The sequence below is a fragment of the Parviterribacter kavangonensis genome, assembly GCF_056863335.1.
Genome location: NZ_JBXPJA010000001.1, coordinates 2,853,645 through 2,868,870, shown reverse-complemented (window position 1 = coordinate 2,868,870; position 15,226 = coordinate 2,853,645). Strand labels below are relative to the sequence as shown.

The 15,226-nt window shown below is 72.6% G+C and carries 15 protein-coding genes; 6 read left to right on the top strand and 9 right to left on the bottom strand.

Features of this window, described 5'->3' with window-relative positions; all coding sequences use genetic code 11:
- Positions 1–10 precede the first annotated feature (10 nt).
- Positions 11–580, top strand: a complete 570-nt coding sequence (rfbC, locus tag AC1UE4_RS14480) for a dTDP-4-dehydrorhamnose 3,5-epimerase (RefSeq protein WP_482917936.1) — start codon at positions 11–13, stop codon at positions 578–580.
- Here the strand turns inward: rfbC and rfbD are convergent.
- The 3 genes from rfbD to AC1UE4_RS14465 are packed head-to-tail and all read right to left on the bottom strand — an operon-like array spanning position 577 to position 3,439.
- Complete coding sequence (gene rfbD, locus AC1UE4_RS14475) at positions 577–1,422, bottom strand: dTDP-4-dehydrorhamnose reductase (RefSeq protein WP_482917935.1); 846 nt, start codon at positions 1,420–1,422, stop codon at positions 577–579. The genes rfbC and rfbD overlap by 4 nt on opposite strands.
- Complete coding sequence (locus AC1UE4_RS14470; RefSeq protein WP_482917934.1) at positions 1,419–2,507, bottom strand: NAD-dependent epimerase/dehydratase family protein; 1,089 nt, start codon at positions 2,505–2,507, stop codon at positions 1,419–1,421. The genes rfbD and AC1UE4_RS14470 overlap by 4 nt, the downstream gene beginning before the upstream one ends.
- Positions 2,504–3,439: a glycosyltransferase family protein gene (locus tag AC1UE4_RS14465; RefSeq protein ID WP_482917933.1), complete on the bottom strand. Its 936-nt coding sequence runs from the start codon at positions 3,437–3,439 to the stop codon at positions 2,504–2,506. Before AC1UE4_RS14465 ends, AC1UE4_RS14470 begins: the two co-directional genes overlap by 4 nt.
- Positions 3,440–3,466: 27 nt before the next feature.
- Here AC1UE4_RS14465 and AC1UE4_RS14460 point away from each other — a divergent pair, with 27 nt between their 5' ends.
- Positions 3,467–4,543: a glycosyltransferase gene (locus tag AC1UE4_RS14460; protein ID WP_482917932.1), complete on the top strand. Its 1,077-nt coding sequence runs from the start codon at positions 3,467–3,469 to the stop codon at positions 4,541–4,543.
- Here AC1UE4_RS14460 and AC1UE4_RS14455 read toward each other — a convergent pair.
- Genes AC1UE4_RS14455 through AC1UE4_RS14430 form a run of 6 tightly spaced genes read right to left on the bottom strand, consistent with a single transcriptional unit; the run spans position 4,540 to position 10,503 of the window.
- Positions 4,540–5,385 (bottom strand): ABC transporter permease, encoded by an 846-nt coding sequence (locus AC1UE4_RS14455; RefSeq protein WP_482917931.1) that lies wholly within the window; start codon positions 5,383–5,385, stop codon positions 4,540–4,542. The two genes, AC1UE4_RS14460 and AC1UE4_RS14455, sit on opposite strands and share 4 nt — an antisense overlap.
- Positions 5,382–6,620: an ABC transporter ATP-binding protein gene (locus tag AC1UE4_RS14450; protein ID WP_482917930.1), complete on the bottom strand. Its 1,239-nt coding sequence runs from the start codon at positions 6,618–6,620 to the stop codon at positions 5,382–5,384. The genes AC1UE4_RS14455 and AC1UE4_RS14450 overlap by 4 nt, the downstream gene beginning before the upstream one ends.
- Positions 6,621–6,665: 45 nt before the next feature.
- Entirely contained in the window at positions 6,666–7,226 is a 561-nt protein-coding gene (locus AC1UE4_RS14445; protein ID WP_482917929.1) for a CDP-archaeol synthase, read from the bottom strand.
- A gap of 14 nt (positions 7,227–7,240) precedes the next feature.
- A complete protein-coding gene (locus AC1UE4_RS14440; RefSeq protein ID WP_482917928.1) occupies positions 7,241–9,175 on the bottom strand; it encodes a hypothetical protein in 1,935 nt (644 codons plus the stop codon).
- A complete protein-coding gene (locus tag AC1UE4_RS14435) occupies positions 9,172–9,885 on the bottom strand; it encodes a hypothetical protein (RefSeq protein WP_482917927.1) in 714 nt (237 codons plus the stop codon). The genes AC1UE4_RS14440 and AC1UE4_RS14435 overlap by 4 nt, the downstream gene beginning before the upstream one ends.
- Before the next feature lie 9 nt (positions 9,886–9,894).
- Positions 9,895–10,503, bottom strand: a complete 609-nt coding sequence (locus tag AC1UE4_RS14430; RefSeq protein ID WP_482917926.1) for a hypothetical protein — start codon at positions 10,501–10,503, stop codon at positions 9,895–9,897.
- Positions 10,504–10,744: 241 nt separating this feature from the next.
- Between AC1UE4_RS14430 and AC1UE4_RS14425 the strand changes: the two genes are divergently transcribed.
- The 4 genes from AC1UE4_RS14425 (at position 10,745) to AC1UE4_RS14410 (ending at position 15,218) form a co-directional block, all read left to right on the top strand.
- On the top strand, positions 10,745–11,710 hold the full coding sequence (locus tag AC1UE4_RS14425) for a COX15/CtaA family protein (RefSeq protein WP_482917925.1): 966 nt from the start codon (positions 10,745–10,747) through the stop codon (positions 11,708–11,710).
- 68 nt (positions 11,711–11,778) lie between these two features.
- Positions 11,779–13,176: a putative bifunctional diguanylate cyclase/phosphodiesterase gene (locus AC1UE4_RS14420; RefSeq protein WP_482917924.1), complete on the top strand. Its 1,398-nt coding sequence runs from the start codon at positions 11,779–11,781 to the stop codon at positions 13,174–13,176.
- A gap of 21 nt (positions 13,177–13,197) precedes the next feature.
- Positions 13,198–14,730 carry a Na+/H+ antiporter gene (locus AC1UE4_RS14415; protein ID WP_482917923.1) on the top strand — a complete coding sequence of 511 codons (1,533 nt, stop codon included), beginning with the start codon at positions 13,198–13,200 and terminating at the stop codon, positions 14,728–14,730.
- The gene (locus AC1UE4_RS14410; protein WP_482917922.1) at positions 14,727–15,218 is read left to right on the top strand and encodes a DsbA family protein; all 492 of its coding nucleotides are present in this window, start codon (positions 14,727–14,729) and stop codon (positions 15,216–15,218) included. The genes AC1UE4_RS14415 and AC1UE4_RS14410 overlap by 4 nt, the downstream gene beginning before the upstream one ends.
- Positions 15,219–15,226 lie beyond the last annotated feature (8 nt).

Below are 15,226 nucleotides of genomic sequence, written 5' to 3'. Positions count from 1 at the left end.
GTGTCGCGCCATGCCATTCGAGCTGATCGAGACCAGGATCCAGGGACCGAAGCTGATCCAACCGAAGGTGCTGGGCGACGAGCGGGGCTTCTTCGTTGAGACCTATCGGCGCAGCGAGTTCGTGCAGCTCGGGATCAACGAGGAGATGGTGCAGGACAACCACTCCAGGTCCGGCCACGGGATCGTCCGCGGCATGCACTTCCAGATCGGGCGCGGCGCGGCGAAGCTCGTGCGCTGCGGGCGTGGTGCGATCACCGACGTGGTCGTCGACCTGCGCAGGGGCTCGCCGACGTTCGGCGAGTGGGAGGCGTTCGAGCTGACCGACGAGAACGGCCGCATGGCCTACGTTCCCGCCGGCTTCGCGCACGGCTTCTGCGTCACCAGCGACGTGGCGGACGTCTTCTACAAGCAGGACGCCTACTACAACGACAAGACCGAGCGCGGGATCTCGTTCCGCGACCCGGGCGTCGGCATCGAGTGGCCGATCTCGGCCGACGACCTCAAGCCGTCGCAGCGCGACCTCGATGCGCCCACGCTGGCCGACATCGAGGCCGACTTGCCCTTCGTCTACGTCGACTAGGCGCTGAGACCGGCGCGCGCCATGTAGTCGGCGAGCGCGTCGTGCACCGGCCGCAGCGGCGTCAGCCCGAGGGCGTCGGCGCGCGGCCGGGCGAGCACGCCGTTGAGCGGCCGGTCGACGCCGCCCGGCTGGATCGTCGTCGTGCCCTCCTCGATCGGCACGTCGATCCCGGCGTTCTCCATGATCGCGACCGTGAAGTCGTGCCACGACATCGCACCCTCGTTCGTGAGGTGCAGCACGCCGGTCGCGTCGCGCTCGACCGCCTCGACGAGCGCCTTCGCGAGGTCCTCGGTGAACGTCGGCTGCAGGCGCTGGTCGGCGACCATCTTCAGCGCGCCCTGCTCCTTCGCCCGGGCGATCATCCGCTGGACGAAGTTGCCGCCCTTCGACGCGTTGCCGGCGAAGCCGTAGAGCCCGCCGCTGCGCACGACCAAAGCGCCGTCGTCGTAGCCCAGGGCCGCGTACTCGCCGCCGAGCTTCGTCAGCGCGTAGACCGACCGCGGCGACGGGAGGTCGTCCTCGCCGTACGGCTCCTCGCGGCGGCCGTCGAAGACGTAGTTCGTCGAGAGGTGGACGAGCTTCGCGGGGCGCTTCGCCAGCTCCGTCACCGCGCGGACGTTCGTCGCCCACGACTGGTCGGGCTCGCGCTCGCACTGGTCGACGTTGTGGAACGCCGCGCAGTTGAAGACGACGTCGGGGCGGTGCTCCTCGAAGGCGCGGTCGATCGCGGCGGGGTCGTCGATGTCGAGCTCGGCGTGCGACAGCGCGACGGCGTCGTCGCCGAGCACGGACACGAGGTCGGAGGCGAGCTGGCCGCCCCCGCCCGTGATCAGCGCCCTCACAGGACGGTCTCGAACCGCTCGAGCGACGGCTTGAGCTCGTTCATCAGCTCGAGCCACCGGATGTTGTAGTGCCGCGGGTCGGTCAGCCGCGCCTTGTCCATGCTCTCCAGGCGCTCGACGAGACCGCTGGCCGCCTCGAGCACCGAGTGCGTCGGGATGAAGCCGAGCGTCGTCGACAGCTTCGCGTTGGAGCACTCGTAGTCACGCGTCAGCTTCGGCGCCGGGACCTCCTCGAGCTTCACCGTGCGGCCGGTCAGCTGCACCGTGCCGGCGACGAGCATCGCGAGCTCGCGGATCTGGTAGTTCGAGTGCAGGACGTTGAAGATCTCGCCCTGGACCTTCTCCGCGGGCGCCTCGTAGGCGGCGATCATCGCGTCGGCGACGTCGCGGACGTCGACGAGCGGGCGCCACATCCAGCCACCGCCGTGCAGCATGAGCTTGCCGTTCAGCAGGGCGTCCTTGACGAACGTGTTGACGACGAGGTCGAAGCGCATGCGCGGCGACCAGCCGTAGACCGTGCCGTTGCGCAGCAGCACCGGGACGAGGCCCTTGTCGGCGAGCCTCAGCAGCGCCTCCTCGCCGTACCGCTTCGACGTCGCGTAGGCGGCGCGCGGCTGGATCGGCGCGGTCTCGTCGTGCATGCCGGGCGGCAGGCCGTCGTAGAGCGAGCAGGAGCTGGCGAAGACGTAGCGCTCGATCCCGCGCTCGACGCACTTCTCGCCGAGCGTCTCGGTCGCGACGGCGTTCATCTGCCAGTTCGCGTCGGGGTCGAACTCGGCCGTCGGGTCGTTCGACAGGCCGGAGAGGTTGATGACGCCGTCGATGCCGTCGAACGCGGTGTCCGGGATGTCTCGCACGTCGGCGACGACGAGCTCGATGCGGTCGCGGAAGTCGGCGAGCGCGTCCTCGCCGAAGTACAGGCGGTCGAGCAGGCGCACGCGGTACCCGCGGTCGAGCAGCTTGGGCACCAGCACGCAGCCGATGTAGCCCGCGCCGCCGGCGACGAGGATGGTCTGGTCTGGGTTCGGCGCCGTGGGGCCGAGGCCGTTCTGGCGCCCCTCGGCAGGCTGGAACGTCTCGGTCATGAGGCGTTCAAGGTAGCGCGGAGGGGTGGCCGTCCCGGCCCGCGGCCGAAGGCGCGGACGTCGGTGACGAGGTCCTTCACGACCCGCGGGTAGACGGTCGAGGAGCGCCAGCGCTCGGCCATCCGGCGGCCGTTCCGGCGCACCGTCTCGAACGCCGTCGGGAGGCGCTGGACGCGCTCGACGACCTCGTAGAGCTCGGCCGGCGTGCGCACCTCGAGCAGGTCGCGGCCGGGCTGGAGGCCGTGGTGCGGGGAGAGCGGCTCGGTGACCACGAGCAGCCCCGCCGCGAGGTACGCCGGGACCCGGTTCTCGAACGTCGGGTACGGCTCGTTGTGCAGGTTCACGCCGATGTCCGTCTTGCGCAGGAACGGCATCAGCTCGTCGTCGGTGACGCCGTGCGCGATGTGCACGCAGTCGAAGTCCTTCTTGACGTGCCCGAGGAACGCCTCCCGGTGGTCGGTGGACCGGCCTGTGAAGAGGATCCGCGGCTTGGGACTCGGCGGCGCGACCGGCGCGAAGTAGCTGTCCGCGACCGGGATCGGGAACGAGCGCCAGACCGGCATGTGCTGCTCGACGGTGGGGACCACATGAGGATCGAACGAGACGATCCGGTCGAAGTTCCGCGGGTCCGTGCGCTGCAGGTTCTGCCACCGGTACTCGAGGTCCGGGTGGTCGACGCCGTTGGGGCGGACGATCGGCTCTGTGATGTAGCCGATGGTGAGCGCGTCGAGCTCGTGGAACGCGCCCTCGGGGATGAGCTCGGGCCGCCAGACGAAGACGACGTCGGGGTCGGTCGCGCGCAGCTGGTCGAGCAGCGGCTCGGCCGGGCCGTCGGGGTAGAAGTGCAGGAACGACGGCTCGACGCCGCCGGCGGGGGCCTGCAGCGACGTGTAGTGGAAGTACTCGCGCTGGCCGACGAAGGCGAGTTTCATGCGGGCAGAGCCTAGGATCTGGCGCTCGTGAAGCTGTCCTTCCTGCATTCGGGCCACCGTCCCGCGGACGCGATCGCGCGGCATGCGTCGGCGTTGTCGGGCGCGCACGACGTCGTGATCGTGCCGACCGACGGGCTGGTTCCCGAGGCCTGCGACGTCGCGATCGCCACGGATTGGCAGTCGACCGCGCACCTCTTCCGGATGCCCGCGACGCGGTACGCGTTCTGGGTCGACCACTTCGCGCACCGCCGGATGGGCACGTGGCAGGCCGAGCGCGTCGCCGCCCAGCTCGCCTACGACCTCCCCGTCGACTTCCTCGCCGCCGCGCCGTGGATCGAGACCGCGCTGCGCGACCTTCGCCCGTCCTCGCGCATCTTCCGCGTGACGAGCGGCGCGCCGGCCGCGCCGGGGAAGACCTCTCCGGTGGCGGCCGCGCCGGGGGAGACCTCCCCGGAGGTGGCCGCCCCGGCGGCGTCCGCGTCCGTCCCTCTTCGAGTCTTCGCTTCCGGCGGCGCCGCGGGCGAGGCGGTGGCCGCGGCCGAGACGGTCGCGGTCGTCGACGACGTCACCGCCGCCGACGTCGTCGTGCACCTCTCCTCGGTCGACGGCGTCCTCGACGCTCCTCTCCGCGGCTTCGCCGCCGGCGCGACCGCGGTCGTCTGGCCGTCGCCCGACGCGGCCGACCTCGTCGAGCACGACGTCAACGGGCTCGTCGCGGACGCCGACGACGTGCACGGGGCGGCACGGTGGCTCGACGTGCTCGCCCGCGACCGCGACCTCCTCGCGCGCCTGCGCGCGGGCGCGCGCGAGACCGTCGCGGCGTGGCCGGCGTGGGATGACGCGTCGAAGGCTCTTGCCGACGCGCTCGAGACCATCCTGGCCGAGGACCCGCCGGCCGACGCGCAGTGGCCCGCGCGTCTCATGGCGGACGCGATCGGCGGGACGACGGTCCTCGGGCAGGAGCTCGGCGCGGTCAGCGCGGAGGTGCGGCGGCTGAACGGCGATCCGCTCGTGGGCCGCGCGGTGAAGGCGCGCGCGAAGCTCGCGGGCCTGCCGCAGCCGGTGCGCTACCGGGTCTCGAAGGCCCTGCGGCGCACGACCTAGAGCTCCTCGGCGATGTGCGGCGCCCGGCGCTGGAACACGAGGTAGCCGACGACCAGCAGCCCGAGCGCGATCCCGATCGACACGAGCACGACCCACCAGCCGGCCACGGCCGCCGCGCCGGGCACGTCGGGGTCGATCGCCGCGTGGCGGACCTGCTGGATCACCGTCGCGAACGGGTTCAGGAGGATCCACTTCTGGTACTGCTCGGGCACGATGTCGAGCGGGTACAGCACCGGCGTCGCGTAGAAGAGGATCTGCAGCAGGACCTCCCAGATCGGCTGCACGTCGCGGTAGCGGACGTAGAGCGACGAGGTCAGCAGCGCGATCCCCAGCGCCATCGCGGTGAGCATCAGGATGAGCAGCGGCACCTGGACGATCGAGGCGTGCAGCGGCACGCCGATCGCCGCGGCGAAGATGACCACGGCGATGAGGTTCAGACCGAGGTTGAAGATCGCGCCGAGCACCACCGCGCACGGGATCGCCATGCGCGGGAACTCGACCTTGCGGATCAGCGCCTCGCGCTCCACCAGCGACGTGACGCCCTCGCCGGTCGCCTGCGCGAGGAACGTGAACAGCACGATGCCCATCAGGAGCAGCGCGCCGTAGTAGTCCACGCCCGTGCCGACGTTGGCGAACTCCGTGAAGACGACGAAGAGCACGCCGAACAGCGCGAGCGGGCGCATGAGCTGCCAGACGTAGCCGAGCGCCGAGCCGTAGAAGCGCAGCTTGAACGTCGTCACCGCGAGCGTCCACGTCAGGCGCCAGAAGCGCACCGGATCGGCGCCGAGGGCGGACGGTCCCTTGACCTCGCGGCCGGTCGGGGCGGCGGTGACGGCGCTCACGTCGGGACCTCGACGCCGCCGCGCGTGAGCGCGATGTCGTACGGGATGTCGACGGCGGCCTGCACGCTGCGCGTGTGCGTCACGACGACCGAGGCGAGGTTCTCGCGCCGGTCGATCCACGCGATCGATGCGCCGCCGCGCGCGACCGCCGGGATCGCCTTGTGCCGGCCCGCCGCGAAGATCGTCTCGAACGTGATCCGGTAGGTGACCTCGTCGCCGGCGGAGAACACGCCGGTGCGCTCGTGCGTGTACATCGTCGACGCAGCGAGCACGGTCGCGTTCCACTCGTTCACCAAGGCGACGCCGAACAGCGGGTCCTCGACGTGCGCGTGGAACCGGACGGTCGCGACGAACGTCCCGCGCTCCCCGTGCTCGAGCACCTCGGTCCGTCGCCCCTCGCCGTCCTCGAACCACGCGGTCACGATCGAGGCGCGGCCGTCGGTGATGCGCCCGGGCTCGTCGGCCTCGCCCTCGTCGGCGTCGCGCTCCTCCTCGGGCTTCTCCGCGGCGAAGTTCTTGCGGAAGTACTCCTGGCCGACGCGGCCGGGCTCGCCGCTCGTGACGAGCTCGCCGTGCTCGAGCAGCATCGCGCGGTCGCAGTAGCGCTCGACCGCGCCCATGTCGTGGGTGACGAGCAGGACCGTGCGGCCCGCGTCGCGGATCTTGTTGAACTGGTCGAAGCACTTCTGCTGGAACTCGGCGTCGCCGACGGCGAGCACCTCGTCGATCAGCAGGACGTCCGCGTCGACGTGGGCCATGATCGCGAAGCCGAGGCGGACGAGCATGCCGCTCGAGTAGTTCTTGATCTTGAGGTCCTCGAAGCCGCGCAGGCCGGCGAAGTCGAGGATCTCGTCCTCGCGGCGGCGGGCGTCGCGGGTCGACAGCCCGAGCATCACCGCGTTGATGCGGATGTTGTCGCGGGCGGGGAGGTCCATGTTGAACCCGACGCCGAGCTCGATGAACGTCGACAGGCGCCCGTCTATCCACGCCCGGCCGCCATCGGCGCGGTAGATGCCGGCGAGGCACTTGAGCAGCGTCGACTTGCCGGAGCCGTTGCGGCCGACGATCCCGAAGAACTCGCCCGGCTCGACGCTGAACGACACGCCCTTCAGCGCGTCGAAGCGCGTCTCGCTGCGGCCCCGGAGGGGATGCAGGACGCGCTCCTTGAGCGTGTGGACCTGCTCCGTGGGCAGCCCGAAGCTCTTGCTCAGGGAGTCGACGAGGACAGCCGGCATCGCGGTCGACAGACTAGAACGGGCCCCGGCCCGTCCCGATGCGGTTCAGAGCAGGGACTTCCGCGCGCCGATCGCGTAGCCGACCACGTTGAGCTGCGCGTGGATGACGCCGACGAGCGCGAGGATCGTCGCGGCCTCGCGAGCGGTCGTGCGGTGCCAGGGGCGGAGCAGGAGCATCGCGAGCGGCACCCAGTCGACCTGGTCGAGCACGCTGAGCGCGACGCCGGCGGTGCCCTTGGACTGGCTGCCCGGGGCGATGCCGAGCTGGCGCTTGGCGAAGCTGTTGGGCAGCTCGCCGGCGACGACGGCCACGCCGAGCGCGGCGCCGACGAGCGGCGCGGGCGCCTGCTGCAGGCGCGGCGGGAGCTTGCGGCGGTACCACGGGCGGCGGTGGAGCAGCGTGCTGGCGAGGACGGGTCCGGCGCTCATCGCGGCGGCGCCGCGCCAGGTCTTGTTGTCGCCGAGGATCCGCCGGCCGCGGAACGTCGCGCCGCCGTCGAGCGGGACCTTCCAGCGCTTGAGCAGGTCGAGGCTGAGCAGCGGCGCGTGGAGCAGCGGCGCTCCGAGGACGGGGAGGTAGGCCCAGCGGGCGTCGCGTGGCGGCATGGCAAGCGCCGACGCTAGCGGGGCAGCACGACGCTCGACGGCTCGCCGATCGCGATCGCGTCGCCGACGGCCGCCGAGTGGATCGCCACGGTCCGCAGCCGGCGGCCGACGTCGGCCTGCGCAGGCGTGTAGGTGCCGGCGCGCGCGACCGGCAGGCAGTTCTCCCCGTCCGCGTCGCACCGCAGCCACAGGCGAGACGTCGCGTTCGCCGGCGTTCCCTCGGCGTCGAACCCGTTCGACCACGGGCCGAGGATCATCGTGTTCACCATCACGGTGGCCGGCAGCTGCGTCAGCGCGCCGAGGCTCGTCACCTTCGCCGGCTCGACCGGCCGCAGCGCGCCGGCGGTGCGGAAGCTGGACGGCGCCGGCGTCGTGACGGCGGTGGCTGTCCAGAGCGAGCCCTGGTCGGCGATCGACGCGACGGCGCGCTGCTCGGGGAGCAGCGTGGTCGACGAGCTCGACGCATTCGCCCGCTGCGTCAGCCCGGTGCTCCACGACGGCGAACCGCAAGTCGACGGGCACAGCCGCCCCGCCAACAGCGCGACGTAGCGCGCCCGCGGCGTGTCCGCGAACGCGGGCAGCGGTGCGCTCGACAGCGGCTCGGTCGCCTCGGCGCCGGCGTCGAACGACGTCCGCCGGTCGCTCGCGTTGCGGTACGCCGCGATCACCAGGCTGTGGGCGCCCGGGAAGCTCGTTCCGAACGCGGGGTAGGTGGTGGGCTCCGAGGCGGTCGCGACGCGCGTGAAGATCGTCGCGTGCGGCGTGGCCTCGACCGTCGTCCAGCCGGTGGGCGGGACCCAGCTCGTCGTGCCGTCACCGGCGGAGCCGATGATCAGCACGAGGAGATCGCCGGCCTGGACCCCGGTCGGGCGCAGCGGGCTCACCGTCGAGCTGCTCGTGACGACTGTCGACTGGGCGGCGACGAAGGTCACGCTCAGGAACGGCTGCACGAACGCGGCCGTCGTGGAGGCCGTCGTCGAGCCGGTCTCGTTCGTAGCGGTCACGCGGAAGCGCACGTACTTGCTCACGTCGGCGGCGGCGAGGACGTACGACCAGCCGGTCGCGTCCGGGATGTCGGCGCACGTCGAGACGGCCGTCGAGTCGCAGCGCTGCCACTGCAGCCGGTACGAGGTGGGCTCGTACTGCCACGTGCCGATCGTCGCAGTGATCGTCGAGCCCGCGCGCTTCGTCCCCGCCTCGGCGGGCAGGACGGTGGCCGCCGGGGCGGGCGGCGGCGCGATCGTCGCGGTCGGCGCGCTCTGCCACGTCGTCGAGCCGTCCGGTCCCGAGGCCGTGACGCGCACGCGGATTGTCGACCCGACATCGGCGCGCGTGAGCGGGTACGTCGCGTTGACCGCGCCCGCGACCGCGGAGCACCCCTCGCCCGTCGCGTCGCACCGCAGCCACTGGCGGGCGAACGACGTCGCGTTCGTCCACGTCCCTGTGCTCACGCTGAGCGTCGACCCGCTCCGGGCGATGCCGTTGACGGTCGGCGGCGTGACGAGGATCGGTCCCGCGGCGACCGTCACCGTCTCGGTCGGGGCGCTCGTCGCGATCGCCTCGCCACCGGCGTTGGCCGCCGTCATGACGACCCGAAGCGTCGCGTCGACGTCGGCGGAGACGACGGCGTACGTCGTCCCGGTCGCGACGGCCACGCACTCCCCGGCGCACCGCTCCCAGCGGACGGAGATCACGTCGGGCTGCCGGTCCCACGTCCCGGTCGAGGCGGTCAGCGTCGCGCCGACGGTAGCCACGCCCGAGATCGAGGGCGGAGCGGAGACTCGCGGCTTGAACACCGGTGCCGCGGCCGCCCCGCCACCATCCTGCGAGACCGACCCGGTGAACGCCGCCTCGGCGACACCCGGCACGGAGAGGGAGAGGGCGGCGACGACGAACATCGCGCGCATCACCGCCCGCAACGCCGCCACGGCGACCATCGCGCGGCTCATCGCCCGCACCCCATGAAGCTCTTCCGCGCGGTCCTGCCCGCGCGGCGGATGACGATCGTGTTGCGGCCGCGGCGGAGGCGGGCGTTCGCCGGGCGGCGGCCGTTGATGCGAAGCACTCGGGTCCCCTTCGGGGCGGAGACGGCGAGGCGGCGGCCGCGGAGACGGATGAGGATGCGGCCGGCGTGGAGGGTCGCGCAGCGGGACGGCGCGGTCGTCTTGGTGGCGGCGCTCACGGCCCAGGTCCAGCTGGCGCCGCGGCCGGCGGCGGCGGGGTCGTCGGCGACCTGGAGGTCGAAGCGGTAGGCGCCGAGCTCGCCGGCGTGCCAGCGGTGCGGGTCGACGGTGCCGCGGAAGGTGGTGAGGGGGCCGTGGAAGATCACGCGTAAGGCGGTGAAGTCGGTGCAGGATCGGATGCGGCCGCGGCCGCGGGTGACGGTCAGGACGAGGTGGGGCGCGAGGGGGCCGGCGATGCGCGGGGCGCGGAGGGCCGGGCGGGTCGCCGCTCCGCTGCGGTGCCGCAGCACGAGGCAGGCCGAGCGGCGCTCGCCGGGCACGAGGTCGGACGCGTTGCGCGCGTCGAAGAGCGGCGCGTCCGCCTCGAGCGTCAGGCGCGGTGCCGCCGCCGTCCGGGCGGCGTGCTCGATGGCCGCCGCGACGCCCGGCGTGGCGAGCGTCGCGGCGGTGAGCAGCATGAGGGAGCGGCGGGGCACCGGCGGGGGTCAGGCGGTCGTCGAGGACCAGACGAAGCTGATGCCGCTGATCGACCTGCCCTCGGCGGCCTCGTCGTCCTGCAGGTGCCACGTGACGCGGTAGGCGCGCTCGGCGCCGGCGGCCAGCGGCGCGCCCTTGTCGGCCAGCGCGCCTACGGCCGTCGTCGGGAACCGGTCGAGCGTGTCCTCGAACACCACGGGTGCCGTCTCGTCGGCCGCGAACGTTCCGCAGCTCGCGTCGTCGGCTGCGCGATCGCGGGTGCCGCGCTCGACCCGCATGTCGATGAACTCGCCGAGCGACCCCGTCGGCGCACCCGCGAACCGGACGCTGATCGGCAGCGCGATCGAGCCGTCGTTCGTCACGCCGATGCAGCGCGAGACGGTGTCGCCGTCCTCGCCCGGCTGCCAGTCGGCGAGGTCGAAGAGCGGAGCAGAAGCGGCGACGTCCTCGGACAGCGTGACGCTGGCAGCCGTCGCGCGGTTGCCGTCGTTGCGGGCCTCGTCGGTGAAGGCCGCGAAGCCGACCGCGGTGATCGCCGCGGCGGCCGTCGCCGGGGCGAGGATCTCCAGCACGCGACTGGCGCGGCGGGGCTTGCGGGCAGGGGTCGTCGAGCTCATGGGAGCAGGGTCCTTTCGGCAGCCGAACGCCGCCTTCGAGGGTCATCTGGGAGAGGCGCCGCCGCAGGTCCTCAGCGGCGACGACGAGAAGTGAACCGCGATCCCTTCCGCCGCGAAATAGGTCAGAGGTCCAATCTCTTCGACCTCGACCGCCTCGACGAAGAGGTCGTGGGGGTGGGCGTTGAGGGGCCGGGGCGGCGGAGAGCGCGCGGGTTGTGGCGCGGCCCCTACCCTCTGTCGCGTGCTGCGCCGCCTGCCTCAGGTCACCCCGCGCCAGTTCGAGCGGATCGCTCTGGTGGCGCTCGTGCTGCTGACGATGATCGTGCTGAGCGGCGCCGCGGTCCGGCTGACCGGATCGGGGCTCGGGTGCGAGAACTGGCCGAAGTGCGGCGACAGCGTCGTGGCGCCGCTCGAGTTCAACGCGGTCGTGGAGTTCGGCAACCGCGTCGTCACCGGGATCGTGGGCCTGCCGTCGATCCTCGTGTTCATCTTCGCGTTCCGCCGGAACCCGCGCCGCAAGGACCTCATCTGGAGCTCGGCGCTGCTGCCCGTCGGCGTGCTGTTCCAGGCGATCCTCGGCGGCCTGACGGTGATCTTCGAGCTGAAGCCCGGCTTCGTCATGGGCCACTTCGCGCTCTCGATGCTCATCCTCGCGGCGGCGGTGAACCTCTACTGGCGCGCGCGGCACGAGCCGGGCGAGCGGCCGGCGCAGGACCGCCGCGTCCTCATCGCCACGCGCGCGCTGCTGCCGCTCGGCGCGCTGGCGCTCTTCGCGGGCACCGTCGCCACCGCGGCCGGCCCGCACCCCGGCTCGTCCGGGACCGGCGAGATCGTCCCGCGGCTCACGTGGCTCGGGGTCGACGACCTCATCCACTGGCACGGCCGCACCGGCACGCTGCTCGGGCTGGCCTCGCTGGCGGCGTGGTTCCTCGCCCGGCGCCACGGCGGCGACCGGATCCTCATGCGCAGCCTCACCGCGCTCTGCCTCTTCCTCGCCGCCCAGGGGATCGTCGGCTTCATCCAGTACGAGCTCGAGCTGCCGGCCGGCCTCGTGTGGATCCACGTGGTGCTCGCGACGGGCACCTGGCTGTCGCTCCTCTTCTCGGTGGCGGCGGCGGGCCGATCCGTACGACACCTGTCCGCCGAACCCCTCAGCATCCCCAGAACTGGGGATGTCCCGACCCGGACACTCGCCGAGACGCGCTAGCCGGGGCTCTCCTCCGTCCGGCGCGCCAGCAAGATGCGCCGAGCACGGATGTCGACCTCTCTCGGGCAGTGAACACGGGCGCCGAGATCGCCCTCTTCGCGGCTGCCGCCGCCTGGCCCGTGACGGCCTACGCGCTGCTGCGCGCACGGCGCCGCACGTCGCAGAGCGAGGCTCGCGCGCTGCACGACGCGCTGACCGGGCTGCCGAACCGCGCGCTCTTCCGCGACCGCGTCGACCGGGCGCTCAGCGCCGCCCGGCGCGAGGGCGGCCGGCCCGTCGTGATGCTGCTCGACCTGGACCGCTTCAAGGAGATCAACGACACCCTCGGGCACCACCACGGCGACGAGCTGCTGCGCGGCATCGGCCCGCGCATCGAGGCGGTCCTTCGCTCCAGCGACACGGTCGCCCGCATCGGCGGCGACGAGTTCGCCGTCCTGCTGCCGGCGGCCGCCGACGCCGAGGCCGGCGCCGAGGTCGCGGAGAAGATCCTCGCCGCGCTCGAGGCGCCGTTCCCGATCGGCGAGGCGGAGCTGACGGTCGGCGCGTCGCTCGGCGTCGCGTGCTTCCCGGAGCACGGCGAGGACGTCGACACGCTGCTGCAGCGCGCCGACGTCGCGATGTACGCCGCGAAGGGGGAGCGCACCGGCCACGAGCTGTTCGAGCTCGACCGCGACGATCGCCCCGACCCGCTCGCGGTCGTCGGCGACCTGCGGCGCGGGATGGAGGACGGCGAGCTGTCGCTCGTCTACCAACCCAAGGTCTGCCTGCTGAGCGGCGAGGTCCGCGGCGTCGAGGCGCTCGTGCGCTGGCGCCACCCGGACCGCGGCGTCGTCATGCCGGCCAGCTTCGTCACGCACGCCGAGCACACCGGCCTCATCCGCCCGCTCACCATGCACGTGCTCGAGGCGGCGCTCGACCAGGCCCGCGCCTGGCGCCGCGACGGCCTCGAGATCAAGGTCGCGGTCAACCTCTCCGTGCGCACGCTGCTCGACCGCAACCTGCCCGGCGACGTCGAGGCGCTGCTGCGCCGGTTCGGCGTGCCCGCCACGTCGCTCGAGCTGGAGCTGACCGAGTCGACGATCCTCGCCGACCCGGCACGGGCGCGGGCGATCCTCGAGGAGCTGCACGACCTCGGCATCGGCCTGTCGATCGACGACTTCGGCACCGGCTGGTCGTCGCTCTCGAAGCTGCGCGCCCTGCCCGTCGACGAGATCAAGATCGACCGATCGTTCGTCAGCGGCATGGAGCGCGACGGCGCGGACGTGACCATCGTCCGCTCGACGATCGACCTCGGCCGCAACCTCGGCCTGCGCGTCGTGGCCGAGGGCGTCGAGGACGAGGACGTCCGCGGCAAGCTCGCGGCGCTGGGCTGCCATCTCGGGCAGGGGTACCTCTTCAGCCCGCCGCTGACGGGCGCCGAGCTCGCCGCCTGGGCGGCGGGCCAGACGGTCGCCGCACCCGCGTAGCGCGCTCCTACTCTCGATGTCGTGGGCGACATCGAGTTCCTGATCGCGCTGCTCGTCGCCGTCGCCCTCCTGGTCTGGGTCGCGCGCCAGATCTCGGTCCCGTACCCGATCGTCCTCGTGCTCGGCGGCCTCGGCCTCGGGTCGCTGCCCGGCCTGCCGTCGCTCGAGCTCGATCCGGAAATCGTCTTCCTCGTCTTCATCCCGCCGCTCGTCCACGCCGCGGGCTACGTCGCGTCCCCGCGCCACCTGCAGCGCGAGCGCACCCCGATCGCGCTGGACGCCGTCGTGCTCGTCGCGCTGACGATCGGCGCGGTCGCCGTCACCGCGCACGGCATCGTCGAGGGCTTCGGCTGGGCGGCCGCGTTCGTCCTCGCGACCGTCGTGGCTCCGACAGACCTCGTCGCCGCCACCGCGGTCTTCCGCCGCCTCAGCGCCCCGCAGCGCGTGGTCACGCTGGTCGAGGGCGAGAACCTCGTCAACGACGCGACCGCCCTGACCGCGTGGCGGCTCGCGGTGCTCGGCGCCACCGCGGGCGGGATCGCGCTCTCCGACGCGGTGGAGGAGCTGCTGCTCGTCGCCGGCGCGGGCACGCTGCTCGGCCTCGGGGGCGGCATGGCGATCGCCTGGCTGCGCCGCCGCCTCGACGACCCGATGATCGAGATCACCGTCACGATCTTCACGCCGTACGTGCTCTTCATCACCGCCGAGGAGCTCGGCCTCTCCGGCATCCTCGCCGCGGTCGTCAGCGGCATCTACCTCGGCTTCCGCGACACCGAGCTCACGAACCCGGCGACCCGCCTGCAGGCCTACGGGTTCTGGGAGGTGTTCACGTTCATCCTCGAGTCCATGCTCTTCGTGCTCGTCGGCCTGCAGTTCCCGACGGTGCTCGACGAGATCGACCGGCCGGCGGGGGAGCTGCTGCTCGCGGGCGTCGGCATCGCCGCGGTGATCATGGCGGTGCGGATGGCGTACATGATGGTCGTGCCCGGGCTGGCACGGGCGGAGCGCCTGATCGTCGGCTGGTCCGGCATGCGCGGCGCGATCTCGCTGGCCGTCGCGCTGGCGGTGCCGCTCGAGATCGCCGGCCGCGAGGAGATCATCTTCCTCACGATCGTCGTGATCGTCGTGACGCTCGTCGTCCAGGGGCTGACGCTGCCCGCGGTGGTGCGCCGCGCGCACGTCATGGAGGACGAGCCGCCCGACAGCACCCGCCAGGCGATGACCCGCTTCGAGACGGTCGAGGCGGCGCTCGACTGGATCGGCCAACGGGCGTTCGACGCCGAGGACGGCGAGCGGCCGGCGCTCGAGCGCGCCCGGTCGCTTTACGCGCAGCGCGCGAACCAGCTCGCCGGCGAGTGCCGCGACGGGGTGCCGGAGGCGGAATCCGACACTGCGGTGTGGCTGCGCCTGCGGCTCGAGCTGCTCGACGTCGAGCGCCAGAAGCTGCAGCAGCTGCGCTCCGAGGGGCGCATCACGACACCGACGATGAACGTCGTGCAGCGCGACCTCGACCTCGAGATCTCGCGACTGCAGAGGAGGCTGAAGACCGCATGACCGATCACGTGCGCGGCGACGGAGTGGTGGAGCTCGTGATGTGGGGCGACTTCGAGTGCCCGTACTGCGCCGACGCCGCACCGTCGGTGCAGCGCGCGCTCTACGAGATGGCGGGCCGCGCGCGCCTGCGCTGGCGCCACTTCCCGATCACGGAGAAGCATCCGCACGCCCAGCACGCCGCCGAGGCGTCCGAGGCCGCCGGTGCGCAGCGCCGGTTCTGGGAGCTGCACGACGCGCTCTTCGCCCACCGCACGGCGCTCGAGGACGGCGACCTCGTCCGGTACGCGGGGGACATCGGGCTGGACGCCGACCGCGTCGCGTCGGAGCTCCAGTCGGGCGCGCATGCCGATGCGGTGAACGCCGAGCGCGCCGAAGGCGAGGCGGCCGGCGTCACCGGCACGCCGACGTTCTTCATCGACGGCGAGCGCTACAGCGGCTTCTATGACAGCGAGTCGCTCATCGACGCGTTGGAGGATGCGGGCGCGTAGTCGCTTGC